General features: G+C 73.1%; 17 protein-coding genes and 2 pseudogenes. 8 read left to right on the top strand and 11 right to left on the bottom strand.

Going from position 1 to position 24611, the window contains the following annotated elements; all coding sequences use genetic code 11:
- Positions 1-312 precede the first annotated feature (312 nt).
- The gene (locus ABD317_RS13715; protein WP_344290243.1) at positions 313-1905 is read left to right on the top strand and encodes an RNA polymerase sigma factor; all 1593 of its coding nucleotides are present in this window, start codon (positions 313-315) and stop codon (positions 1903-1905) included.
- A gap of 74 nt (positions 1906-1979) precedes the next feature.
- The gene (locus ABD317_RS13710) at positions 1980-2825 is read left to right on the top strand and encodes a serine protease (RefSeq protein WP_344290241.1); all 846 of its coding nucleotides are present in this window, start codon (positions 1980-1982) and stop codon (positions 2823-2825) included.
- 239 nt (positions 2826-3064) lie between these two features.
- On the opposite strand, the gene ABD317_RS13705 is transcribed toward ABD317_RS13710, so the two are convergent.
- Positions 3065-3295 carry a DUF7455 domain-containing protein gene (locus tag ABD317_RS13705; RefSeq protein WP_027752617.1) on the bottom strand — a complete coding sequence of 77 codons (231 nt, stop codon included), beginning with the start codon at positions 3293-3295 and terminating at the stop codon, positions 3065-3067.
- 432 nt (positions 3296-3727) lie between these two features.
- On the opposite strand from ABD317_RS13705, the gene ABD317_RS13700 reads away from it, so the two are divergent.
- Positions 3728-5842, top strand: coding sequence for a DNA gyrase/topoisomerase IV subunit B (locus tag ABD317_RS13700; protein ID WP_344290238.1), 2115 nt, complete (start codon positions 3728-3730; stop codon positions 5840-5842).
- Between the two features lie 48 nt (positions 5843-5890).
- On the opposite strand, the gene ABD317_RS13695 is transcribed toward ABD317_RS13700, so the two are convergent.
- The 6 genes from ABD317_RS13695 to ABD317_RS13670 all read right to left on the bottom strand — a co-directional run bounded on the left by ABD317_RS13695 (position 5891) and on the right by ABD317_RS13670 (position 13173).
- Complete coding sequence (locus ABD317_RS13695; protein ID WP_344290236.1) at positions 5891-6955, bottom strand: glycoside hydrolase family 71/99 protein; 1065 nt, start codon at positions 6953-6955, stop codon at positions 5891-5893.
- Between the two features lie 137 nt (positions 6956-7092).
- Positions 7093-8733, bottom strand: coding sequence for a glycoside hydrolase family 13 protein (locus ABD317_RS13690; RefSeq protein WP_344290248.1), 1641 nt, complete (start codon positions 8731-8733; stop codon positions 7093-7095).
- Positions 8734-8783: 50 nt separating this feature from the next.
- The gene (locus ABD317_RS13685; protein WP_037780794.1) at positions 8784-9665 is read right to left on the bottom strand and encodes an ABC transporter permease subunit; all 882 of its coding nucleotides are present in this window, start codon (positions 9663-9665) and stop codon (positions 8784-8786) included.
- 18 nt (positions 9666-9683) lie between these two features.
- Positions 9684-10634, bottom strand: a complete 951-nt coding sequence (locus tag ABD317_RS13680; RefSeq protein ID WP_027752612.1) for an ABC transporter permease subunit — start codon at positions 10632-10634, stop codon at positions 9684-9686.
- A 2-nt stretch (positions 10635-10636) separates the two neighbouring features.
- On the bottom strand, positions 10637-12031 hold the full coding sequence (locus ABD317_RS13675) for an ABC transporter substrate-binding protein (protein ID WP_344290233.1): 1395 nt from the start codon (positions 12029-12031) through the stop codon (positions 10637-10639).
- 137 nt (positions 12032-12168) lie between these two features.
- The gene (locus ABD317_RS13670; RefSeq protein ID WP_027752610.1) at positions 12169-13173 is read right to left on the bottom strand and encodes a substrate-binding domain-containing protein; all 1005 of its coding nucleotides are present in this window, start codon (positions 13171-13173) and stop codon (positions 12169-12171) included.
- A gap of 164 nt (positions 13174-13337) precedes the next feature.
- On the opposite strand from ABD317_RS13670, the pseudogene ABD317_RS13665 reads away from it, so the two are divergent.
- Positions 13338-14361, top strand: a pseudogene (locus tag ABD317_RS13665) (ferredoxin family protein).
- A 10-nt stretch (positions 14362-14371) separates the two neighbouring features.
- Here ABD317_RS13665 and ABD317_RS13660 read toward each other — a convergent pair.
- The 3 genes and pseudogenes from ABD317_RS13660 to ABD317_RS13650 form a co-directional block, all read right to left on the bottom strand.
- A pseudogene (locus ABD317_RS13660) lies at positions 14372-14824 on the bottom strand (DUF485 domain-containing protein); the annotation flags it as partial.
- 32 nt (positions 14825-14856) lie between these two features.
- On the bottom strand, positions 14857-15810 hold the full coding sequence (locus ABD317_RS13655) for a threonine ammonia-lyase (RefSeq protein WP_344290231.1): 954 nt from the start codon (positions 15808-15810) through the stop codon (positions 14857-14859).
- A gap of 79 nt (positions 15811-15889) precedes the next feature.
- The gene (locus ABD317_RS13650; protein WP_344290229.1) at positions 15890-18343 is read right to left on the bottom strand and encodes a DNA gyrase/topoisomerase IV subunit A; all 2454 of its coding nucleotides are present in this window, start codon (positions 18341-18343) and stop codon (positions 15890-15892) included.
- Positions 18344-18520: 177 nt separating this feature from the next.
- On the opposite strand from ABD317_RS13650, the gene ABD317_RS13645 reads away from it, so the two are divergent.
- From ABD317_RS13645 to ABD317_RS13635, 3 genes are all read left to right on the top strand, one after another.
- Complete coding sequence (locus tag ABD317_RS13645; protein WP_051437985.1) at positions 18521-19909, top strand: insulinase family protein; 1389 nt, start codon at positions 18521-18523, stop codon at positions 19907-19909.
- 23 nt (positions 19910-19932) lie between these two features.
- Positions 19933-21297, top strand: a complete 1365-nt coding sequence (locus ABD317_RS13640) for a M16 family metallopeptidase (RefSeq protein ID WP_344290245.1) — start codon at positions 19933-19935, stop codon at positions 21295-21297.
- 149 nt (positions 21298-21446) lie between these two features.
- Positions 21447-22136, top strand: coding sequence for an FCD domain-containing protein (locus ABD317_RS13635; protein WP_027752605.1), 690 nt, complete (start codon positions 21447-21449; stop codon positions 22134-22136).
- 118 nt (positions 22137-22254) lie between these two features.
- Here the strand turns inward: ABD317_RS13635 and ABD317_RS13630 are convergent, their stop codons facing one another.
- Positions 22255-22539, bottom strand: a complete 285-nt coding sequence (locus ABD317_RS13630) for an HPr family phosphocarrier protein (RefSeq protein ID WP_027752604.1) — start codon at positions 22537-22539, stop codon at positions 22255-22257.
- A gap of 225 nt (positions 22540-22764) precedes the next feature.
- On the opposite strand from ABD317_RS13630, the gene ABD317_RS13625 reads away from it, so the two are divergent.
- The coding region (locus tag ABD317_RS13625; protein WP_344290227.1) for a GNAT family N-acetyltransferase at positions 22765-24611 on the top strand (1847 nt) is incomplete at its 3' end.

Below are 24611 nucleotides of genomic sequence, written 5' to 3'. Positions count from 1 at the left end.
CCCGAGCCGGGCGCCGCCCGGCCCGCCCCCGAGGACCCGGCGCGCAACGGTCCTCCCTCGGGCGCACGACACGCCCGCCCCGGGCGCCCACGCGCCCCCCGGGCCGCCCGGACGGGCGGGCGCTCGCCGGGCTGCTTTCGTACAGTCGGCCCGGGGGCGGTAGATTGTGACCTGGGCCACGTGGATTGGGCGTAACGCTGTGCGGGAAGGCGCGATGACCTAAGAGGTGGTGGCGCGCTTATCGCGGTTCCGCCTCTACGCCGGTGGTCCATCCCCGCCGCCGGTCGTTCCCATCGTTTCGAGAGGTTGTTCGTGTCGGCCAGCACATCCCGTACGCTCCCGCCGGAGATCGCCGAAGCTGAGTCCGTGATGGCACTCATCGAGCGGGGGAAGGCCGAAGGGCAGATCGCCGGTGATGACGTGCGTCGTGCCTTCGAGGTTGACCAGATTCCGCCCACCCAGTGGAAGAGTGTCCTGCGCAGCCTCAACCAGATCCTCGAAGAGGAGGGCGTGACACTGATGGTCAGTGCCGCAGAGGCGCCCAAGCGCACCCGCAAGAGCGTGCCGGCGAAGACCCCGGCGAAACGGACCGCCACCAAGGCGGTCGCCAAGCAAGCCGTCCCCGCCAAGACCGCGACGAAGAAGCCGACGGCCACGGTCGCGGCGCACGCGGTCCAGGAGGCCCCCATGGACGAACCGGTGCCCGCGGGCCTGGGCGACCCGGCGGACGAGCCGGAGAAGAAGGCCGCCGCCAAGAAGACCACCGCCAAGAAGGCGCCCGCCAAGAAGGCCGCGGCGAAGAAGGCCCCGGCCAAGAAGGCCGCCGCCGCCAAGAAGACCGTGGCGAAGGACGGCGAGGCCGGCCCGGAGGGCCCGGACGACGGCTCCATGGAGAAGGAGGAGCCGCCGCCGCCCGCCGAGGCCGAGGCGGAGGGCTTCGTGCTCTCCGACGAGGACGAGGACGACGCCCCCGCCCAGCAGGTCGCCGCGGCCGGTGCCACCGCCGACCCGGTCAAGGACTATCTGAAGCAGATCGGCAAGGTCCCCCTGCTCAACGCCGAGCAGGAGGTGGAGCTGGCCAAGCGCATCGAGGCCGGCCTCTTCGCCGAGGACAAGCTGGCCGCCGCCGACAAGCTGGCGCCCAAGCTCCGCCGCGAGCTGGAGATCATCGCCGAGGACGGCCGCCGCGCCAAGAACCACCTGCTGGAGGCCAACCTCCGCCTGGTGGTCTCGCTCGCCAAGCGGTACACGGGCCGCGGCATGCTCTTCCTGGACCTCATCCAGGAGGGCAATCTGGGCCTGATCCGCGCCGTGGAGAAGTTCGACTACACCAAGGGCTACAAGTTCTCCACGTACGCCACCTGGTGGATCCGGCAGGCGATCACCCGCGCGATGGCCGACCAGGCGCGCACCATCCGCATCCCGGTGCACATGGTCGAGGTCATCAACAAGCTCGCGCGCGTGCAGCGCCAGATGCTCCAGGACCTGGGCCGCGAGCCCACCCCGGAGGAGCTGGCGAAGGAGCTGGACATGACCCCGGAGAAGGTCATCGAGGTCCAGAAGTACGGCCGCGAGCCCATCTCCCTGCACACTCCGCTGGGCGAGGACGGCGACAGCGAGTTCGGCGACCTCATCGAGGACTCCGAGGCGGTCGTCCCGGCCGACGCGGTCAGCTTCACCCTGCTGCAGGAGCAGCTGCACTCCGTCCTCGACACCCTCTCCGAGCGGGAGGCGGGCGTGGTCTCCATGCGCTTCGGCCTCACCGACGGGCAGCCCAAGACCCTGGACGAGATCGGCAAGGTCTACGGCGTCACGCGCGAGCGCATCCGCCAGATCGAGTCCAAGACCATGTCGAAGCTGCGGCACCCGTCGCGCTCGCAGGTGCTGCGCGACTATCTCGACTGAGGTGCGGCCCGCGCCCTGCTGACCGAGGCTGAGTGGACACGACCACCCGATGTCTCGCGTCGTCAGGGAGACCCATGCGTCCGCGCCTCCGCTCGCTCGTCGCCGCCGCCGTCGCCGTGCTGCTGCCCTCGGCCGTGCTGGGGCAGGCGCCGCCGGCGGCGGCGGACGGCGTGGTCGTCGGCGGGCAACCGGTGCGGATCGACGACAGCCCCTGGACCGTCGCGCTGACCAGCCGGAAGCGTTTCGGCGACGAGCGTTCGGGGCAGTTCTGCGCGGGTGTGCTCGTGTCCCGCGAGGCCGTCCTGACCGCCGCGCACTGCCTCGCCGAGGAGACCCTCGGGGTGCACTGGAGCAAGGTCGGCGACCTGGCGGTCGTGGCCGGCCGCGGGGACCTCACGAGCACCGCCGGTAAGGAGTTCGGCATCGAGCGGGTGTGGGTGAACCCCGACTACGACAGCTGGACCAACGCCGGTGACGTGGCCGTGCTGTACCTGGACCGTCCGGCCGCGACGGGGCGCTCCCTGCGGCTGGCGGCGAAGCCCGACGACCCGGTGTACGAGCCGGGCTCGCCCGCCCGCGTGTACGGCTGGGGCGAGACCCGGGGCGACGCCGGCTACCCCACGACGCTGCACGCCGCGGACATCGAGGTGCTGCCGGACGCCGTGTGCGAGCGGGCGTACCCGGGCAGCTCCGAGGGCCGCTACGCCGCCGAGTCCATGGTCTGCGCGGGGCTGATGCGCGGCGGCCGGGACGCCTGCCAGGGCGACAGCGGCGGCCCGCTGGTCGTCCGGGGACGGCTGGTGGGCCTGGTCTCGTGGGGGCAGGGCTGCGGGGAGAAGGGCCGCCCGGGCGTCTACACGCGCATCTCCGCGGCCGTGGCGACGGTCAGGGATGCCGCCGGATCGGGAGAACCCTCCTGAAGGCCGCTGGCGCGTTCCCACGGGACGCGCGGGTGTGTCTGCGGGGTTGCTGCCCTCGCCGTACGCCCCCGGGCCGCAGTGCCGCCGTGAAGCGGCTCCTGAAGGGGCACCCCCGGAACCGCCCCGGAGCCTGAACCCCGAACCGCCCCGGAAACCGACGAGGCGGCCACCCCCCGCAGGGGTGACCGCCTGTGTCCGGCCCGGGGCCGGACGAGGCTCGTCGGGCTGACGTCGAGGTGTCAGCGTTCTTCGGCGGCTGCCGACGCGGGAGTGGCCTGCAGCCGCTCCGTCTCGTCCTGTATCTCGGCAGCGATCTTCTTGAGCTCCGGCTCGAACTTACGGCCGTGGTGCGCGCAGAAGAGCAGGTCGCCGCCGCTCGTCAGGACAACACGCAGGTAAGCCTGGGCGCCACAGCGGTCGCACCGGTCGGCGGCCGTCAGCGGGCTTGCGGGAGTCAGAACAGTAGTCACGTCGCCTCTTCTCTAGCTCGACGAGCTGTCGTACCAGGGTCAACATCCAACCAGGCCGAAAACGTTCCCGCTCGTGGCTCGGAATCGGGAAAGCCTCCCTCACCAGGGCCGATGTCGCCAGGTGGCGGCGGATGAGCCGTAGTGCTTGTCGTGCTTGTGCCGTATTGAGCGCCTTTGGTCCTTGTTGGCCTCCCCGGCTGGGTTGCCGGTTGTTCATGAGGACGTGCCCGGAGCCTAAATGGTTCATGCGCGTAAGGGAACGTGATAAACGAATCACCCCTCCGAGGGATCGAACATGCGCTCGAAACGGGACTAGTATCGACTCACATGCGGGTGGCTGCGTACCGGCTCTATAGAGCCTCGGTACCCTCTGACCGGCAGATGAGGCCCGCCACCGCCACCCGGGCCCGAATTCAGCGAGGAGCGAACTGAGTGACCGCCGACACGACCGTGCCGTCCGTGCTGGCCGCCGCCGAGCGCGACGGTTCCAATTACACCGCGCGGCACCTGCTCGTCCTGGAGGGCCTTGAGGCCGTCCGCAAGCGGCCCGGCATGTACATCGGCTCCACCGACAGCCGCGGCCTCATGCACTGTCTGTGGGAGATCATCGACAACTCCGTCGACGAGGCCCTGGGCGGACACTGCCGGAACATCCGGGTCCTGCTCGCCGCCGACGGCTCCGTGCAGGTCGACGACGACGGCCGCGGCATCCCCGTCGACATCGAGCCGAAGACCGGCCTGCCCGGCGTCGAGGTCGTGCTGACCAAGCTGCACGCCGGCGGCAAGTTCGGCGGCGGCTCGTACGCGGCCTCCGGCGGTCTCCACGGCGTCGGCGCCTCGGTGGTCAACGCGCTGTCCGCCCGGCTCGACGTCGAGGTCGACCTCTCCAGCAGGACCCATGCGATGAGCTTCCGCCGCGGCGTGCCCGGGCGGTTCTCGGGCAAGAGCCCCGACGACTCCTTCGAGCCGGCGAGCGGCCTGGTCAAGGGCAAGAAGGTCCCCAAGAGCAGGACGGGCACGCGCATCCGCTTCTGGCCGGACCGGCAGATCTTCCTCAAGGACGCCGAGCTGTCCCTCGACGACCTGCACGCGCGCGCCCGGCAGACCGCCTTCCTCGTGCCCGGCCTCACGCTCGTCGTGCGCGACGAGCGCTCCGCCGACAAGGCCGAGCACACCACGGAGACCTTCCGCTACGACGGCGGGATCAGCGAGTTCTGCGAGTTCCTCGCCCCCGACCGGCCCGTCTGCGACGTGCTGCGGCTGTCCGGGCAGGGGACGTTCAAGGAGACCGTCCCGGTGCTCGACGACCGCGGGCACATGACGCCGACCGAGGTCACCCGCGACCTCGGCGTCGACGTCGCGCTGCGCTGGGGCACCGGGTACGACACCACGATCCGCTCCTTCGTCAACATCATCGCCACCCCCAAGGGCGGCACCCACCTCACCGGCTTCGAGCGCTCCCTGACCCGCACCGTCAACGACGCCCTGCGCAGCCTGAAGCTGCTGCGCGTCGCCGAGGACGACGTCGTCAAGGACGACGCGCTGGAGGGCCTGACCGCCGTCGTCACGGTCCGGCTCTCCGAGCCGCAGTTCGAGGGCCAGACCAAGGAGGTGCTGGGCACCTCGGCGGCGTCCCGGATCGTCGCCCAGGTCGTCGCCAAGGAGCTGAAGGCGTTCCTGACGTCCACCAAGCGGGACGCCAAGCAGCAGGCGCGCGCGGTGCTGGAGAAGGCCGTGGCCGCGGCCCGTACCCGGATCGCCGCCCGGCAGCACAAGGAGGCGCAGCGCCGCAAGACCGCGCTGGAGTCCTCCTCCCTGCCCGCCAAGCTCGCCGACTGCCGCAGCGACGACGTGGAGCGCTCCGAGCTGTTCATCGTCGAGGGCGACTCCGCGCTGGGCACGGCCAAGCTCGCCCGCAACTCCGAGTTCCAGGCCCTGCTGCCGATCCGCGGCAAGATCCTCAACGTCCAGAAGGCCTCCGTCGCGGACATGTTGAAGAACGCCGAGTGCAGCGCGATCATCCAGGTGATAGGGGCCGGCTCGGGGCGGACGTTCGACATCGACCAGGCGCGCTACGGCAAGGTGATCTTCCTCGCCGACGCCGACGTCGACGGAGCGCACATCCGCACCCTGCTGCTCACCCTCTTCCAGCGCTACATGCGCCCGATGGTCGAGGAGGGCCGGGTCTTCTCCGCGGTGCCGCCGCTGCACCGCATCGAGCTGATCCAGCCGAAGAAGGGCCAGGACAAGTACATCTACACGTACTCGGACAGCGAGCTGCGCGAGACCCTGCTCGAACTGCAGCGCAAGGGCACGCGCTTCAAGGAGTCCATCCAGCGCTACAAGGGCCTCGGCGAGATGGACGCCGACCAGCTCGCCGAGACCACGATGGACCCGCGGTACCGCACGCTGCGGCGGATCAACATCAGCGACCTGGAGGCCGCCGAGCAGGTGTTCAACCTGCTGATGGGCAACGAGGTCGCCCCCCGCAAGGAGTTCATCACCAACTCGGCGGCCACCCTGGACCGTTCGCGGATCGACACCTGAGGCGGGCGGGCCCCGCCGGGGCCCGCCCCTCTCGGGGCGGGCGCCGGCTCAGCGCCGCCCGGACGCCTTCTCGAACTCGGTCACCCAGTGCCGGGTCCGGTCCAGGTACGCGGTCTCGGCGGCCGCGCCCGTACGCCCGTAGGCGCCGTCGTACGTGAGGTAGACCGGCAGCGGGGGCGCGGCCGCGGCCGGCTCCAGCTGGCTGCCCTCGTGCCACTCGTTGAACGACGTGAGCGTCACCCAGTCCGCCGGCCCGCCCTTCCGCGGGTCCAGCACGTGGCCCCAGCTGCGGTCGTACACCGCGCCGTCCGCGCGGTCCACGGTCGGCGTGGTGTTGCCCGGCACGGCGCGGTCGTCGAGGTAGCCGGGTCCGATGGACGGCGCCCACACGTAGTCGTTCGCGCGGCACCAGGCGGCGACGCCCGCCCAGTCCGGGTCGTTCGCGCCGGCGATGGCGTCGTACGTGTAGATGCCGCCGAAGTGCTCGACGCGGGAGACGTCCGTGGTCTGCGCCAGCACCAGGGCGCTGTCCCGGATCGCCGCGATCGGCGCCCAGTCGGTGGTGTTCAGGCTGTGGAAGACGTAGTACGCGCAGCGCCCGCCCCGGTCCGCCGCCCGGTGGTAGGCCGGGTGGGCGCCGTAGTTCTCCTCCAGGTACGCCACGTCGTCGACGACCGACGCCGCGTCGCGCCCCGCGTAGGGCTCGATGTGCCAGGCGAGCTGCAGGCCCGCGGCCGCCGCCGCGTCCAGCACCCCGGCCGCGCGGCGGTCCTCGTAGCTGCCGCGGCCCCACCAGCTGTACGCCAGCACGCCGATGCCGGCCTGCCGCGCCCACGCCGTGTGCTGGGCGACGGCGCCGTCGTAGTCGCCCGAGTCGTACGCGCCCAGGGCGGGGTAGAAGTCGGCGCCGACGTCGTCGGGCGGCGTGTGCCCGCCCTGCTGCCAGTGCACCCACGAGCCGTGGTGGCCGGGGTTTCCGTACCAGGAGTAGTAGAAGGCGTGCACGTACGGGGACGGTTCGGCGGCGCAGGCCGCGGCGGCGGGCCGCAGGCCGGCGGCCGCGGCGAGTCCGGCGCCCGCGGCGCCGGCGAGGAAGGTTCTTCGGGTGGTCACGGTGGTGCTCCTCTCTCCTGGGGGGGGCAGGTGCCCGGCCCGCGGGGCGGGCCGGGCACCCGGACGAGTGGACCTGTGCCGTGTGCGGGGATGCGGGTGCTGGGGTGCTGGGGTGCTGGGGTGCTGGGCGCGGCAGGCTAGGTGCGCAGCCAGACCGCCGTGTCCTGCGGCAGCCGCCCCTCGTCCAGGGGGCCGCTGCCGATCAGGACGGCACGGTGGGCCGGGAGCGGCGCGGGCTCCGCGGCGAGGTTGACGACGCAGACGAAGTCGTCGGAGCGGGCGAAGGACAGCACGCCGCCGGGGGCGTCGAGCCAGCGCATCGGCCCGTCGCCGAGCGCCGGCTCGCCGCGGCGCAGCCGCAGCGCCTCCCGGTACAGGTGCAGCATCGAGCGCGGGTCGTCCTCCTGGCGTTCGACGGCGTACGTGCCCCAGCCCGGCGGCTGCGGCAGCCACGGCTCGGCCGGGGCGGCCCCGCCGGCCCCGCCGCCCGCGTCCGCCGGGTCGCTGAACCCGTACGCCGGCCCGCCCGGCCGCCACGGCAGCGGCACCCGGCAGCCGTCCCGGCCCGGGTCGCGTCCCTCGGAGCGGAAGTGCATCGGGTCGACGATGCGGTCCCGCGGCACGTCCGCCTCCGGCAGGCCCAGCTCCTCGCCCTGGTACAGGTAGACGGAGCCGGGCAGGGCGAGCGAGAGCAGCGCCGCGGCGCGCGCCCTGCGGGTGCCGCGCTCGGGGTCGGCCGGGGTGCCGAAGCGCTTGGCGGCGAAGTCGAAGCCGGTGCCCGGGTCGGCGTCGTCGCGGCCGTAGCGGGTCACCGTGCGGGTCACGTCGTGGTTGCACAGCACCCAGGTCGCGGGCGCGCCGACCGGGGCGTGGTACGCCAGCGTGGTGTCGATGGACGCGCGCAGCTCGGCGGCGTCCCAGGGGCGGGCGAGGAAGTCGAAGTTGAACGCGGTGTGCAGCTCGTCCGGGCGCAGGTAGCGCGAGAAGCGCTCCGGCTCGGGCACCCACAGCTCGCCGATGAGCACGCCGTCGTACGCGTCGGCGATGGCCCGCCAGGAGCGGTAGATCCCGTGCAGCTCGTCGCGGTCGACGTACGGGCTGGGCGCGCCGCGCGGGTCGTCCTCGTCCCAGTCGGGCAGGTCGGGGTCCTTGGCGAGCAGGGCGGCGGAGTCGATGCGTACGCCCGCCGCACCGCGCTCGAACCAGAAGCGCAGCACGTCCTCGTGCTCGCGGCGCACCGCCGGGTGCGCCCAGTTGAGGTCCGGCTGCCGCTCGGAGAACAGGTGGAGGTACCAGTCGCCGTCGGCGTGCCGGGTCCAGCTCTCGCCGTTGAACTGCGAGGGCCAGTTGTTCGGCGGCAGCTCGCCGTCCGGGCCGCGGCCGGGGCGGAAGTGGAACAGCTCGCGCTCGGGGCTGCCGGGCCCGGCGGCCAGCGCGGCGCGGAACCAGGGGTGGGCGTCGGAGACGTGGTTGGGCACGATGTCGACGATCGTGCGGATACCGAGGGCGCGGGCCTCGGCGATCAGCTTCTCGGCCTCGTCGAGGGTGCCGAACGCCGGGTCGACGGCCCGGTAGTCGGCGACGTCGTAGCCGCCGTCGGCCATCGGTGAGACGTACCACGGGGTGAACCAGACGGCGTCCACGCCCAGCTCGGCGAGGTACGGCAGCCGGGCTCGGACCCCGGCGAGGTCGCCGGTGCCGTCGCCGTCGCCGTCGGCGAAGCTGCGTACGTAGACCTGGTAGATGGCGGCGTCGCGCCACCAGCTGGTATCCGACACTGAATCCCTCACAGGAAATCCCTACTGGATCAGGAAGAGGGCCCTTCCCGTCAGCCCTTGAGGCTGCCGGCGGTCAGGCCGTGCATGATGTTGCGCTGGAAGACGAGGAAGATCACCAACGTGGGTATGGAGGCGATGGCGAGCGCGGCGATGAGCTGGTTCTCGGGCACGCTCGCGGCCAGCGAGTAGATGCCGACGTTGAGTGTCTGCTTCGACGGGTCGGGCAGGGTGAGCATCGGCCAGAGGAAGTCCTTCCACACGGCGACGACCGCGAAGATCGAGACGACGCCGAGGATCGGCCGGGACATCGGCAGCACGATGGACCGCAGGGTGCGCATCGGCGAGGCGCCGTCCATGGCGGCGGCGTCCATCAGCTCCCGGGGGATGGAGTCGAAGAAGCGTTTGAGCAGGAAGATGTTGAAGGCGTTGGTGACCGACGGCAGCCAGATCACCCACGGCGAGTTGATGAGGTTGCGGTCCACCAGCGGCACGTCGAGCACGGTGAGGTACTGCGGTACGACGAGGACCGTCGCCGGGATCATCAGCGTCGCGAGCATCGCGCCGAGGATGACCTTGCCCAGCACGGGGCGGAGCTTGGACAGCGAGTACGCCGCGGCCACGTCGAAGACGAGCTGGAAGGCCAGCGCGCCGAAGGCGTACACGCAGGTGTTGAGGAGCAGCCGGGCGAGGTCCAGCACGTTCCACGCCTCGGAGTAGTTGTCCGGCTGCACCTCGCCCGGTACGAGCGTCGGCGGTGTCTGCGCGAACTCCTGGGTGGTCTTGAGCCCGCTGGTCACCATCCAGTACAGCGGCCCGATGAACACCAGCGTGAAGACCAGCATCACCAGGGCGAACGCGGTCCAGTACAGGACCTTCCCGCGCGGCCTGGCCAGCGCCGCCGGCGAGATCAGCGTCCTTTGCGATTCGGCCATCGGAAGTTCTCCCGGCTCTCAGTCTTCGCTGCCGCGGTCGAGGCGGACGTACACGGCGGAGAAGACGGCCAGCACCAGCATGAGCACGACCCCGAGGGCCGCGGCGCTGCCGTAGTTGTTGAAGGTGAAGGCGTACTGGTAGATGAGCTGGACGACGGTCAGCGTCGAGTTCTCCGGGCCGGCGCCGCCGGTGAGCAGGAACGGCTCCACGAAGACCTGCATGGTGGCGATGATCTGCATCAGCAGCATCAGCGACAGGATCAGCCGGGTCTGCGGGATGGTCACGTGCCAGATCTTGCGGAACAGCCCGGCACCGTCCAGCTCCGCCGCCTCGTACAGCTCGCCCGGGATGCCCTGCAGCGCGGCCAGGTAGATCAGCGTGGCCGCGCCCATGTTCATCCACGTCGCGGCGATGACCACGGACAGCATCGCGGTGTCGCTGGACTGCAGCCAGTCCTGTGCGGGCAGGCCGAAGGCCTCCAGGACGCGGTTGAAGAGCCCGTGGCCCGGGTCGTAGAAGTACTTGAACAGCAGCACGGACGCGACCGGCGGCAGCATCACCGGCAGGTACACCAGGATCCGCAGGTACGCGCGGCCGTGCCGGAACTCGTTCAGCACGATCGCCACCGCGAACGGCACGGCGAAGCCGAGGAGCAGCGCCAGCCCGGTGAAGAGGAAGGTGTTGCGCCACGCGTCCCAGAAGGCGGGGTCGTTGAAGATGTAGCTGATGTTCGACCAGCCCGCCCAGACGGTCTCGCCGTCCTCGTTCTTCTGGAAGGCCAGGATGAACTCCCGGACCATCGGATACCAGGAGAAGAGCGAGAAGCAGAGCACGGCGCCGATGAGGAAGCCGTGGGCGGTCAGGTTGCGGCGCAGCGCGCGGGCGAACTCCCCGCGGCGGGGGCGCCGGTGGCCGGCGGGCCGCCCCGCGGACGGGGCGGCCGGCCGGGACATGGTGGGCGCCGCCATGGCTACTGGTTCGCCAGGACCTGGTTGACCTGGTCCTCCGCGGTGTCGAGCAGCTCGGCCGGGTCGGCGTCCTCGTTGGTGAGCACGCCCGACATCACCGTGTCGAGGACCTTGTAGATCTCCTGGGCCTTGGGCGGCTCGGCGCGGCCGGGGACGGGGTTCTCGCGGAACGGCCGGAAGTTCTCCACCGGCATCGTGGAGTGCTCGGCGCGCAGCTCGTCGTCCTTGCGCTTGCTCTCGCCGGTCCAGAAGTCCGGCTGCGGCAGCCCGACGGGCAGCCCGTCGGCCTTCGTACGCGCCCAGTCGAACTGGCCCGTGCCGGGGGTGAGGAACTTGAAGTTCAGCCAGGCGATGGCGGCCTTGATCTGGTCGGGCGAGCTGCCCTTCTTGACGAGGTAGTCGTTGCCGCCGAAGAGGGTGGCCTGGCCGCCGGGCATGGGGCCCATGCCGTAGTCGGCGTAGTCGCCGCCGAGCTGCTGGACCATGTACGTGATGTCGTCGGGTGCGGCGAGGAACATGCCGAGCTTGCCGGACGCCATCTGCTTCTGCAGGTCGCCCCACTTGAGCAGCTGGGTCTTGCCCATGCTGTCGTCCTCCCAGCGCATCGCGTGGAGGTTCTCGACGTACTCCAGGCCGGTCTCGTCGTTGAACGCGGCCTTCGTGGTGTCGTCGGAGACGATGTCGCCGCCGAGGCCGTACATGGCGGCGGTGAAGTGCCAGCCGCCGTTGTTGCCTGCGCTGTACTCGCCGAAGCCGCTGACGCCGTCGCCGAGGCCGGAGATGGCCTTCGCGGCCGTACGCACCTCGTCCCAGGACGTCGGCGGACTGTCGGGGTCGAGGCCGGCCTGCTCGAAGAGCTTGCGGTTGATCAGCAGGCCCATGGTGTAGTTGCTGGTCGGCAGCCCGTAGAGCTTGCCGTCCTCTCTGAGTACGTCGAGGACCTGCGGGTCGATGTCCTTCAGCGCCGGGACGGTCTCGTCGTTGACGTACGCGCTGATGTCCGCGGCGCCGTCGTTGTCCAGCACCTGCTGCAGATCGGTGAAGTACGTGTAGAAGGCGTCCGGCTGCGACTTGGCCTTGAGCATGGCGGTGAACCGCGGCGGCTCCAGGCAGGGGTCGGTCTGCTTTCCCTCGATCGTGACGTTCGGGTACTTCTTGTTGAACGCCTCGACGTCCTCGTTCCACTCCTTCAGCTCGGCCTTCTCGGCCGCCGGCGGCATGCAGTCGATCGTCAGGGTGACCTCGGTCTCCGGGTCCAGCGGGGCGGCGGCGTCGGCCGGATCGGCCGCCTCGTCCCCGCCCTCGTCGGAGCTGGAGGTGCCGCATGCGGCGACCAGCGCCAGGACGGCGCTGAGTGCGAAGGCGGCGCTGGTACGGCGGAACCCGGTCTGTTTCATCTCGGTGACCCCTCTGGGCATGAGCGGGAAACCACGGCTGCACGCTGCCGTGGCGGGCCACACTCAATCACCGTCGACAGGACTCCGCAATATGTCGCGCAGAAGTTGCAAGAATGAGACTGGAAGGTGAAGATCCTTCACCGTGCGGGGCCGGTGGAGCCGCGCACCACCAACTCCGGCTCGAACAGCAGCTCGTCGGCGGCCACCGGGGCGCCGCCGATCTGCGCCGACAGCAGCTCGACCGCCGCCCGGCCCATCGACTCGATCGGCTGCCGCACCGTGGTCAGCGGCGGCGACGTGCAGTTCATGAACGCCGAGTCGTCGTACCCCACCACCGAGACGTCGTCCGGCACGTCCAGGCCGCGCCGCCGCACCGCCCTGATCACCCCGAGCGCGAGCGGGTCGCTGGCGCACACGAATCCGGTGACGTCGTCGTCGAGCATCCGCGACGCGGCCGCCTGGCCGCTCTCCAGCGAGTACTGCGCGCGCGCCACCCGGGCCGGCGGCAGCTCCAGCCCCGTCTGCCGCGCCAGCTCCTCGGCGGCGGCCAGCTTGCGGGCCGACGGCACGTGGTCCCCGGGGCCCAGCAGCAGGCCGATCCGGCGGTGCCCGAGCGAGGCCAGGTGCCGCCACGCCTGCTCGACGGCGACGGCGTCGTCGCAGGAGACCCGGGGGAAGCCCAGGTCCTCGATGGCCGCGTTGATCAGCACCACCGGGATGCGCCGCTCGGCGAGCCTGCGGTAGTGCTCGTGCGGCGCGGCGGACTGCGCGTACTGGCCGCCGGCGAACACCACCCCGGAGACCTGCTGCTGCAGCAGCAGGTCCACGTACGCGGCCTCGGAGACGCCGTTCTTCGTCTGCGTGCACAGCACCGGGGTCAGGCCCAGCTGGGCCAGCGCGCCGCCGACCACCTCCCCGAGCGCGGGGAAGATCGGGTTCTGCAGCTCGGGCAGCACCAGCCCGACCAGCCGGGCGCGCTCGCCGCGCAGCTGCGTGGGCCGTTCGTAGCCGAGCACGTCGAGGGCCGACAGCACGGCCTGCCGGGTCGCCTCCGACACCCCGGGCTTTCCGTTCAGCACGCGGCTGACGGTGGCCTCGGAGACCCCCACCTTCTTGGCAACCTCAGCAAGTCGTCGAGTCATGACCGCAAGATTAGCGCAAGAAGCGCAAGCTGTTTGCGGTTGGGTCCGGATTCCCTCGTTCCCGGCCGCGCAGGGGGTTCGCGGGGCACCCGGGACACGACCGGAACACCGGGACGGACGGGCTGCGCGGGACGGGGTGTTGAGGAACGGTTAGGCTCACCTTCGTGAGTACGTGCGCGACCGCCTCCGGAGAGCTGGCCGAACCGCTCGCCGGGACCGCGGCCGTCGCCGCGACCTGGCTGCTCGTCGAGCAGACCGGCCCGTGGGGGAGCGAGGCGCTGACCCAGAGCCACCTCGACCCCGAGGTCGGCCGCGTGCTGGAGGAGCGAGCCGAGGGCAGCGGCGTGCGCGTGGCGCTCATCCGCCGGCCGGGCCGGCACGCCGACGTCCGCCGCCCCGCCAGCCGCCGCGTCCTCGCCGCCCACACCGCCCCCGGCGGCACCTGGATCCACGCCACCGACGTCCGCGACCCCGCGCGCCTCACCGACCTCGACTTCGCCGCCCTCGGCCGCGGCGAGCACGCCGGCTTCGACGCCGCACTCGGCGCCGGCCCGTACGACGGCGACCGGGCCCCCGGGCCCGGGGAGACGCGGGAGACCCGCGAGACGCGGGGGACCCGGAAGACCCCGGGAGCGCCGCCGCTCGTCTTCGTCTGCACCAACGGCCGGCGCGACCGCTGCTGCGCGCTCCTCGGCCGCCCCCTCGCCGCCGCCCTGCACGCCGCCGGGGGGGACCGAGACCTGGGAGATCACCCACATCGGCGGCCACCGCTTCTCGCCCACGCTGCTCCTCCTCCCGCACGGCTACGCCTACGGCCGCATGACCCCGCACGGCGTCAAGGAGGTCGTCGCGTCGCTCGCCGCCGGGCTGGTCGTCCCCGAGGGCTGCCGCGGGCGCTCCACCTGGGATCGCCCCGGGCAGGCGGCGGAGCTGGCCGTGCGCCGGGCGGCCGGCGAGCACGGCGCCGACGCCCTCGCGGTCGTACGCACCGAAGGCAGTGGCGGTGGCAGTGGCAGTGGCGGGGACCGGGACGGGGACGGCTGGCGGGTGACCGTCGCGCACCGCGACGGCCGCGGCTGGGACGTGCCCGTCGCGCCCCGCGCCGCCGCAGCGGCGACACCGGCGAGCTGCGGCGCCGTACCGGTGGCGCAGACGCACATGGCCGCGGGGACGCCGCGCGCGCACTGAAGCGGGCGGCGGTGCGGGTCCCGACGTACCCGTCGGAGCGGCGGGTGCGCATGGCGATGTCCCAGCGCAGGTCGAGCGCCGCCGGGTCGCGGCGCAGCCGGGCGTGCCGGGCGTACGCCCAGGTGAGCAGGAAGGTGGTGGCGAACTGGCCGGGGCCGGCGAGCAGCGCGACGTTGACCGGGCCGGCGACCTGGCGGCCCGTCAGCTCGGGGGCGACGGTGGCGGCGACGACGTACGACAGGTACCAGGCGAGGAACGCGAGCGCGGCCGGCACGACGAGGCGCCGGTACCGGCGGCGTACCCGCTGGAGCTCGGGGGCTGCGTGGACCGCGAGGTACACGTCGCCGTCAGCCTCGGAGGGTGGGGCTGCCGGGGCCCCTTCGGGCCCCTGGGGGGTGTTCACCGGGTGCTCTCCTCGCTCGGCGGGGTTGCCGCCCGCCCAGAATGGGCAGAGCGAGGAGATCGCAGACGGGGGATTCCCGGCGCTTCACACCTTCAGGCGATAGCCCTGGCGATTTCTGCTTCCTGGGCGTTCCCTCCCGTACAGATGACCGCGACGCGCCGCCCCGCGAAGGCGTCCGGGTGCGCGTGCAGCGCCGCGTACGCCGCGGCGCCCGCGCCCTCGGCCAGGGTGTGCGCGTCGCGCATCAGGCTGCCCTGGGCGCGGGCGATGTCCCCGTCGTCGACCAGGAGGAAGTCCGCGAGCCCGGCGCGCATCAGCGCCTGCGGCAGGGCGAAGCCGGTGCCGGTGGCCAGCCCCTCGGCGGCGGTGCGGTTGGGCCGCTCCACGAGGCGGCCCGCACGCCACGACTCGTACGCCGCCGGGGAGGCCGCGGACTGCACCGCGACCACCCGGCAGTCCGGGGCGACGGCCGCGGCCACCAGGCACGCGGCGGCGGCGCCGCTGCCGCCGCCGACCGGGACGAGCACCGCGTCCAGGTCCGGCGCCTGCTCGAACAGCTCCAGATACGCGGTGGCCACGCCGGCGACGATCTCCGGCTCGTCCGCGGCGCTCACCAGCCGGGCGCCGCGCTCGGCGGCCAGCCGCCCGGCGTACGGGCGGGCCTCGTCGAACGTCGCGCCGTGCTCGATCAGCTCCGCGCCGAGGGCGGTGACGGCGCGCGCCTTGCCCGGGTTGGGGCGTTCCGGCATCACGATCGTGCACGGCGCCCCGTGCCGGGCGGCGGCGTAGGCGAGGGACTGGGCGTGGTTGCCCGTGGAGTAGCCCACGATGCCGCGGGCGCGCTCCTCGGCCGTCATCGAGGCGAGCAGGGCGAGGCCGCCGCGTACCTTGAACGCGCCCGTCGGCTGGGTGTTCTCGTGCTTGACGAACACGGCCGCGGCCGGCCCGCGGGCCAGCGCGGGGTACGACCACAGCGGGGTCGGCGGCAGCGCGTCGCGGATGAGCCGGCGGGCGCGCAGGGCGTCGGTGACGGTCGGAATCCTCATGGGGTCCCACGCTGGCAGCCGGTGACCACCCGGTCCAGCGAAACAGGTCGCGCCGCCGACGCCCCGGGCCCGTGCCCGGCTACACCGGGCCCGCCACCGCCGCCACCGGCTTCGTCAGCGGCGTACCCGAGCCGTCCCGGCGCGGGTCCGGCTCCGGCAGCTCCACCGGCGCCCCGGTTCGGCCCGCCGCGCGGGCCGGCACCGGGCCTGTCCAGGCGAACGTCAGTCGGTCTTCGCCCTTCAGGAACCGCTGGCAGCGCACGCCGCCCGTGGCCCGCCCCTTCCGCGGGAACTGGTCGAACGGCGTCAGCTTCGCCGTCTGCACCCACGCGCCGTCCAGCGCCCCCGAGGAGCCGGCGACCGTCAGCACCGCCGCCTCCGCGGCCGGGTCGACCACGTGGAACGCGACCACCTCCGCCCCCGCGCCGAGCTTCACGCCCGCCATGCCGCCCGCCGCCCGGCCCTGCGGCCGCACCTGCCCCGCGGGATAGCGCAGCAGCTGCGCGTCGCTCGTGACGAACACGAGGTCCTCCTCGCCGGTGCGCAGCTCCGCCGCGCCGACGATCCGGTCGCTGTCGCGGAGCGAGACGACCTCCAACTCCTCCTTGTTCGCCGGGTAGTCCGGGACCACCCGTTTCACCACGCCCTGCGCCGTGCCCAGCGCCAGGCCCGGCGAGGACTCGTCGAGCGTCGTGAGGCAGACGACCTGCTCGTCGTCGGCCAGCGACAGGAACTCCGCGACCGCCGCGCCGCCCGCCAGGCTGGGCCGGGCCGCGGTCTCCGGCAGCACGGGCAGGTCGATCACCGGCATCCGCAGCAGCCGCCCGGCCGAGGTCACCGCCCCGATGTGCGCCCGCGACGTCGTCGGCACGGCGGAGACGACCACGTCGTGCTTGGCCCGCTTGGCCGGTGCCGGATCGCCGAAGGGATCGCCGTTGGCGGTACGGGCCAGCAGCCCCGTGGACGACATCAGCACCCGGCACGGGTCGTCGGAGACCTCCAGCGGCACCGCCGCGGCCGGCTCGCCGCCGGCCTCCAGCAGCATCGTGCGGCGCGCGCTGCCGTACTTCTTCGCCACCGCCGACAGCTCGCCGGACACCAGCTTGCGCAGCTCCGCGTCCGACTCCAGGATCCGCGTCAGCTCGGCGATCTCCGCGGTCAGCCGGTCCCGCTCGGCCTCCAGCTCCAGCCGGTCGAACTTGGTCAGCCGGCGCAGCGGCGTGTCCAGGATGTACTGCGTCTGGATCTCGGAGAGCGCGAAGTGGCCGATGAGCCGCTCCTTGGCCTGCGCGGCGTTCTCGCTGGCCCGGATGATGCGGATGACCTCGTCGATGTCGAGGAGCGCGACGAGCAGGCCCTCCACCAGGTGCAGCCGGTCGCGGCGCTTGGTGCGCCGGAACTCGCTGCGCCGCCGCACCACGGTGAAGCGGTGGTCCAGGAAGACCTCCAGCAGCTCCTTCAGGCCCAGCGTGAGCGGCTGGCCGTCGACGAGCGCGACGTTGTTGATGCCGAAGGTCTCCTCCAGCGGGGTCAGCTTGTACAGCTGCTCCAGCACGGCCTCGGGGTTGAAGCCGTTCTTGACCTCGAAGACCAGCCGCAGGCCGTGCTCGCGGTCGGTGAGGTCCTTCAGGTCGGCGATGCCCTGCAGCCGCTTGGCCCCGATGAGGTCCTTGACCTTGGCCCTGATCTTCTCCGGGCCGACGGTGAAGGGCAGCTCCGTGACGACGATGCCCTTGCGGCGCGCGGAGACCTGCTCCACCGTCGCGGTGGCGCGGATCTTGAAGCTGCCGCGGCCCGTCTCGTACGCGTCCCGGACGCCGTCGAGGCCGACGATGCGGCCGCCGGTGGGCAGGTCGGGACCCGGGACGTGCCGCATCAGGGTCTCCAGGTCGGCGCCCGGGTGCCGGATGAGGTGCCGCGCGGCGGCGACGACCTCGCCGAGGTTGTGCGGCGGCATGTTGGTCGCCATCCCGACCGCGATCCCGGAGGCGCCGTTCACCAGCAGGTTCGGAAAGGCGGACGGCAGGGCGACGGGCTCCTGTTCGCTGCCGTCGTAGTTCGCGGTGAAGTCGACGGTGTCCTCGTCGATCGACTCGACCATGAGCGTCGCCGCGGGCGCGGGGCGGCACTCGGTGTAGCGCATGGCCGCGGGCGGGTCGTCGTTGCCGAGGGAGCCGAAGTTGCCGTGGCCGTCGACCAGCGGCAGCCGCATCGAGAACGGCTGCGCCATGCGCACCAGCGCGTCGTAGATGGCGGAGTCGCCGTGCGGGTGCAGCCGGCCCATCACCTCGCCGACGACGCGCGCGCACTTCACGTACGGGCGGTCGGGGCGCAGGCCCATCTCGTTCATCTGGTGCAGGATGCGGCGGTGTACGGGCTTCAGGCCGTCGCGGGCGTCGGGGAGCGCGCGGGAGTAGATGACCGAGTACGCGTACTCAAGGAAGGAGCCCTGCATCTCGTCCACGACGTCGACGTCGAGGATCCGCTCTTCGATCTCCTCTGGCGGCGGGGCACTGCTGCTGCGGCGGGCCATCTCGGCGGCTGCTCCTCATCGGCTCGTTCACGGGCGGTCGGCGTGCGCCCCCATTGTGGACCCACGCGCCGACATCGCCGACCACGACCCGGCACACGGCCCCCGGCATACAGTGGGGGCGCGACACCGGACGTCCGGTGTGCCGCGTACAGCAGCGATCGAAGGGACTCCATGCCCATGGGTCAGACGGCCACCCCGCAGGCCAACTCAGGCGGACTGACACTGGAGGAACACCGCTTGGACAACGGGCTGCGGGTCATCCTCTCCGAGGACCCTCTCACGCCCGTCGCCGCGGTGTGCATCTGGTACGACGTGGGCTCGCGTCACGAGGTGGCCGGCCGCACCGGGCTCGCCCACCTCTTCGAGCACCTGATGTTCCAGGGCTCGGCGCAGGTCTCCGGCAACGGCCACTTCGAGCTGGTGCAGTCCGCCGGCGGCTCGCTCAACGGCACCACCAGCTTCGAGCGCACCAACTACTTCGAGACGCTGCCGGCCCACCAGCTGGAGCTGGCGCTGTGGCTGGAGGCCGACCGGATGGGCTCGCTGCTCAGCGCGCTCACCGAGGAGAGCCTGGACAACCAGCGCGACGTGGTGAAGAACGAGCGCCGGCAGCGGTACGACAACGTCCCGTACGGCACCGCGTTCGAGCGGCTCGCCGCGATGACGTACCCCGACGGCCACCCGTACCACCACACGCCGATCGGCTCGATGGCCGACCTGGACGCCACCTCGCTCGCGGACTGCCGGGAGTTCTTCCGCACGTACTACTCGCCGAGCAACGCGGTGCTCTCCGTCGTCGGCGACATCGACACCGCGCAGACCCTCGCCTGGGTGGAGAAGTACTTCGGCTCCATCCCCGCGCACGAGGGCAAGCAGCCCCCGCGCGACGGCTCGCTGCCCGACACCCTCGGCGGCGCGCAGCGCGTGCAGCTGGCCGAGGAGGTGCCGTCGCGGGCGCTCATGGCCTCGTACCGGCTGCCCGAGGACGGCACCCGCGAGGCCGACGCCGCGGACCTGGCCCTGACCGTGCTCGGCGGCGGCGAGTCCTCCCGGCTCTACAACCGCCTGGTGCGCCGCGACCGGCTCGCCGTCGCGGCCGGCTTCGGGATGCTGCGGCTGGCCGGCGCGCCGTCGCTGGGCTGGCTGGACGTCAAGGCGTCCGGCGGCGTCGAGGTGCCCGCCATCGAGACCGCCGTCGACGAGGAGCTGGCCCGCTTCGCGGAACAGGGGCCGACGCCCGAGGAGATGGAGCGGGCGCAGGCCCAGCTGGAGCGTGAGTGGCTGGACCGGCTGGCCACCGTCGGCGGCCGGGCGGACGAGTTCTGCCGCTACGCGGTGCTCTTCGGCGACCCGCGGCTGGCGCTCGGGGCCGTCGAGCGGATCCTCGGCGTGACCGCCGAGGAGGTGCAGGCCGTCGCCAAGGCGCGGCTGATCCCGGAGAACCGCGCGGCCCTCGTGTACGAGCCCACGGCCCCGGCCGACGGCGAGACGGACGACTCCGACACCGGCGCCACCGACGAGAACGCGGGCGCCGCCGGCACCGAGGAAGACGAGGTTCAGGCGTGACCGCCGAGACGACCAGCACGACCATGACCTTCCATCCCCGCCCGCAGGGCGGCGAGGCGCGGCCCTGGGCGTTCCCGGCCCCGGAGCGCGGCACCCTCGGCAACGGGCTCACGGTGCTCACCTGCCACCGCCCCGGCCAGCAGGTCGTCGCCGTCGAGGTGTGCCTCGCCGCGCCGCTGGACGCCGAGCCGGCCGGCCTGGACGGCGTCGCCATGATCATGGCGCGGGCGTTCTCCGAGGGCACCGACGAGCACAGCGCCGAGGAGTTCGCCGCCGAGCTGGAGCGCTGCGGCGCCACCATCGACGCGCACGCCGACCACCCCGGCGTCCGCGTCTCCCTGGAGGTCCCCGCGTCCCGGCTGCGCCGGGGCCTCACGCTGCTCGCCGCCGCGCTGCGCGCGCCCGCCTTCCCGGACGACGAGATCGAGCGGCTGGTCGCCAACCGGCTGGACGAGATCCCGCACGAGCTGGCCAACCCCGGCCGGCGCGCCGCGATGGCGCTGTACGCCGAGCTGTTCGCCGCCGGCGACCGGCTCTCCCGTCCCCGCTGGGGCACGGAGGAGTCCGTCGCGCGGATCGACGCCGCCGCCGTACGCGCCTTCTACGCCGCCCACGTGCGGCCCGCCACCGCGACCGCCGTGGTCGTCGGCGACCTCTCCGGCCTCGACGTCGACGAGGCGCTGGCCGCCACCCTCGGCGCCTGGACCGGCACCGCCGCCGAGGCCCGCCCGCTGCCGCCGGTGGCGGCGGACGACACCGGCCGGGTCGTCGTCGTCGACCGCCCGGGGGCCGTCCAGACGCAGGTGCTGATCGGCCGGATCGGCAGCGACCGGCACGACGCCGTCTGGCCCGCCCAGCTGCTCGGCACGTACTGCCTGGGCGGCACCCTCACCTCCCGCCTGGACGTCGTGCTGCGCGAGGAGAAGGGCTACACCTACGGCGTGCGCGCCTCCGCGCAGGCGCTGCGCTCACCGGCCGACGGCACCGGTGCCGCGCTGCTGGCCATCGGCGGCTCGGTCGAGACCGACGTGACCGGCCCGGCGCTGGCGGACACCTGGAAGGTGCTGCGCTCGCTGGCCGACGGGCTGACCGACGCCGAGCGGGACGCGGCGGCCGACTTCCTGGTCGGCGTGGCCCCGCTGCGGTACGAGACGTCGGCCGCGGTCGCCGGCACGCTGGCCGACCAGGTCGAGCAGCAGCTCCCGGACGACTACCAGGCCCGGCAGTACGCGCGGCTCGCCGACACCGGCACGGTGGAGGCCACGGCGGCGGTGCTGGCCGCGTTCCCCACCGACCGGCTCGTCACGGTGCTCGTCGGCGACGCGGAGCGGATCGCCGAGCCGGTGCGGGGGCTGGGCATCGGTGCGGTCCGGGTCGTCTCCGGCTGACGCCGGCTTTCCGCGGGTCGCGGTAAAGGGCCCGCGGCAGACCGGAAAGAGCCCGGCGGCGGCGCCGGGCTCTTTCCCGTTCCTGCCTTAATTCGGCCGCCGCTGCCATACTGTTCACCCGGGCGGCGCTGAGGGGTGTGGATGATGCGGTGTGCGCGGTGAACGGCGGTATTTCCCAGGCGGTGTGCGCCGCGATCCGCGACGACATCGTCTCGGGATTCTTCCCGCAGGGCGGCCGGCTCACCGAGGAGCAGCTCGCGCGCCGGTACGGGGTCTCGCGGGTGCCGGTCCGCGAGGCGCTGCGCACGCTGGAGTCGGAGGGCTTCGTCACCACGGAGCGGCACGTCGGCGCCTGCGTCGCCGAGCCGACCGCGCAGGACGCCGCCGACCTGCTGGAGATACGCGCGCTGCTGGAGCCGCTGGGCGCCGCCCGCGCGGCCCAGCGGCGCACGGAGGCGCATCTGAAGGTGCTGCACGGCCTGGTGCGGCTGGGCCGGGAGCGGGCGCGGCGCGGGCACGTCGCGGAGCTGCCGTCGCTGAGCACCTGGTTCCACGAGACGCTGGCGCAGGCCACCGGCAGCCGGAACCTCACCGTGCTGCTGGTGCAGCTGCGCCGGAAGGTGTCCTGGCTGTACGGGGCCTCGCCGGCGGCCCGGTCGGTGGAGTCGTGGGACGAGCACGGCGCGCTCACCGACGCCGTCGCGCGCGGTGACGCGGAGCGGGCCAGGGCGCTGGCCGTGGCGCACGTGGAGCGTTCCGCCGCCGCGTACGAATTGCGCAGGACCGTGCGTGTGAGTTCCCGGAAACATGCCGTAAACACGGGAAGCGACCAGCCGTAACAATTGCGTGCGCCGCGGAAATCCGGGATGCCGGAGAATTTCCCGCCGTCCGGAAAACCGATCGTCGGTAACCGGCCATTTCGGCGGGCCCGGCGCGGGGATTCGCCGGCGGCCGTGCTCAGACGGTTTCTGGCAGTTCGTCCAGGCCCTCCTGGACCAGCTTCGCCAGCCGGTCGAGCGCGCTCTCGGAGGCGTCGTCCGCCGAGGCGAGGATGACCTCGTCGCCGCCCTTGGCGCCCAGCCCCAGCACGGCCAGCATCGAGGCGGCGTTGACGGCGTTGCCGTCGGCCGCCTTGGCGATCGTCACCGGGACGCCCGCGGCGGTGGCCGCCCGCACGAAGATGGATGCGGGGCGGGCGTGCAGCCCTTCGGTCCAGCCGACGGTGACGCGGCGCTCAGCCATGGTGTTGCCCTTCCCTTGCGCTAGTTGTCTAGACCATTCTTGCACGCTCGCCGGGCGGGCCGGACCACGGCCTGCCTGTGCTTCTCCTCCCCGGGGCCGCCGGGCCGCATGCCGCCCGTACCGCCCCCGCGGCCCGCCCCGGCCGCCCCGCGCCCTCCGCGGTCACCTCAGACTGCCTGGCCGCGTCCGCTCCCGCCAGCAGGCCCGGACCGTAACCTGGGCCCCATGGCCACCCCGTCGGCACCCGAGTACCCCACCCACTGGGAAGCCGACGTCGTGCTGCGCGACGGCGGCACCGCACAGGTCAGGCCCATCGTCCCGGACGACGCCGACCGCCTCGTCGCGTTCTTCGACCGGGTCTCCGACGAGTCCAAGTACCTGCGCTTCTTCGCCCCGCACCCCCGGCTGTCCGCCAAGGACGTGCACCGCTTCACCCACCACGACTACGTCGACCGGGTGGGCCTGGCCGCCGTCGTCGGCGACGCCTTCATCGCCACCGTCCGCTACGACCGCATCGAGCCGGCGGCCGACGGGGAGCCGCAGGCGGAGGTGGCGTTCCTCGTCCAGGACGACCAGCAGGGCCGCGGCGTCGCCTCCGCGCTGCTGGAGCACATCGCCGCCTGCGCCCGCGAGCGCGGCGTGCGCCGCTTCGTCGCCGACGTGCTGCCCGCCAACAACCGCATGATGAAGGTCTTCACGGACGCCGGCTACACCCAGAAGAGCAGCTTCGCGGACGGCGTCGTCCGGCTGGAGTTCGGGCTGGAGCCCACCGAGCGGTCCCTGGCCGTCATGCACGCCCGCGAGCAGCGCGCCGAGGCCCGGTCCGTCCAGCGGCTGCTCGCCCCGCGCTCCGTCGCCGTCGTCGGCGTCGGCCGCCGCCCGGGCGGCGTCGGCCGCACCGTCCTCGCCAACCTCCTCGCCGCCGGCTTCACCGGCCGGGTCTACGCCGTGAACCACGCCTACCCGGAGGACCAGGACCGGCTGCTGCCCGAGGACGTCCCCGCCCGCCGCTCCGTACGGGACATCGACGAGCCCGTCGACCTCGCCGTCGTCGCCGTGCCCGCCGCCCGCGTCCCCGACGTCGTCGACGACTGCGGCGAGCAGGACGTGCAGGGCCTCGTCGTGCTCTCCTCCGGCTACGCCGAGGCCGGCGCCACCGGCCGGGCGCGGCAGCGCGCCCTCGTCCGGCAGGCCCGCGGCCACGGCATGCGCGTCATCGGCCCCAACGCCTTCGGCGTCCTCAACACCGCCCCGCCCGTACGCCTGAACGCCACCCTCGCCCCCGAGCCCGCGGGCCACGGCCGTGTCGGGGTCTTCACCCAGTCCGGCGCCATCGGCATCGCGCTGCTTTCGGCGCTGCACCGGCGGCCGGGCGCGGCGCTCGCCGGGGTCTCGACGTTCGTCTCCGCGGGCAACCGCGCCGACGTCTCCGGCAACGACCTGCTGCAGTACTGGCACGACGACACCGCCACCGACGTCGTCCTCATGTACCTCGAATCCCTCGGCAACCCGCGCAAGTTCACCCGCCTCGCCCGCCGCACCTCGGCCGACAAGCCGGTCGTGGTCGTCAAGGGCGCCCGGCACAGCGCCAGCACACCGCCCGGGCACGCCGTGCCCGGCACGTCGGTGCCCGCCGATACCGTCGGCGCGCTGCTCCGCCAGGCCGGGGTCGTCGCCGTCGACACCGTCACCGAGCTGGTCGACACCGGGCTGCTGCTCGCCGCCCAGCCGCTGCCCGCCGGGCCGCGGGTCGCGATCGTCGGCAACTCCGACTCCCTCGGCCTCCTCGCGTACGACGCCTGCCGCGCGGCCGGGCTTCGCCCGCTGCCGCCGCACGACCTGACCCCGGCCGCGGCGCCGGAGGACTTCCGCGCCGCCGTCGCCGGCGCGCTGGCGGCCGACGGCTGCGACGCGGTGCTGGTCACGGCCATCCCCTGGGTGACCGATCCGGACGTGCCGGCGCTCGCGGCGGTGCCGGGCCCTCAGGACGCGGGGGCGGTGGCGGAGGAGCTGCGGGCGGCGGCGGACGGCGCGACGAAGCCGGTGGTCGTCGTCCACCTGGAGATCGAGGG

Source organism: Streptomyces synnematoformans (assembly GCF_039531005.1).
Classification (GTDB): Bacteria; Actinomycetota; Actinomycetes; order Streptomycetales; family Streptomycetaceae; genus Streptomyces; species Streptomyces synnematoformans.
The sequence above is the reverse complement of the archived record's forward strand: the minus strand, read 5'-3'. Positions and strand labels throughout refer to the sequence as shown.

Bases quoted from the DNA above. Each gene is read 5' to 3' on its own strand.
- ABD317_RS13710 (WP_344290241.1), top strand. From the start codon at position 1,980: ATGCGTCCGCGCCTCCGCTCGCTCGTCGCCGCCGCCGTCGCCGTGCTG.
- ABD317_RS13685 (WP_037780794.1), bottom strand. From the start codon at position 9,665: ATGGCCGAATCGCAAAGGACGCTGATCTCGCCGGCGGCGCTGGCCAGG.
- ABD317_RS13680 (WP_027752612.1), bottom strand. From the start codon at position 10,634: ATGGCGGCGCCCACCATGTCCCGGCCGGCCGCCCCGTCCGCGGGGCGG.
- ABD317_RS13675 (WP_344290233.1), bottom strand. From the start codon at position 12,031: ATGAAACAGACCGGGTTCCGCCGTACCAGCGCCGCCTTCGCACTCAGC.
- ABD317_RS13670 (WP_027752610.1), bottom strand. From the start codon at position 13,173: ATGACTCGACGACTTGCTGAGGTTGCCAAGAAGGTGGGGGTCTCCGAG.
- ABD317_RS13655 (WP_344290231.1), bottom strand. From the start codon at position 15,810: ATGAGGATTCCGACCGTCACCGACGCCCTGCGCGCCCGCCGGCTCATC.
- ABD317_RS13650 (WP_344290229.1), bottom strand. From the start codon at position 18,343: ATGGCCCGCCGCAGCAGCAGTGCCCCGCCGCCAGAGGAGATCGAAGAG.
- ABD317_RS13645 (WP_051437985.1), top strand. From the start codon at position 18,521: ATGGGTCAGACGGCCACCCCGCAGGCCAACTCAGGCGGACTGACACTG.
- ABD317_RS13640 (WP_344290245.1), top strand. From the start codon at position 19,933: ATGACCTTCCATCCCCGCCCGCAGGGCGGCGAGGCGCGGCCCTGGGCG.
- ABD317_RS13630 (WP_027752604.1), bottom strand. From the start codon at position 22,539: ATGGCTGAGCGCCGCGTCACCGTCGGCTGGACCGAAGGGCTGCACGCC.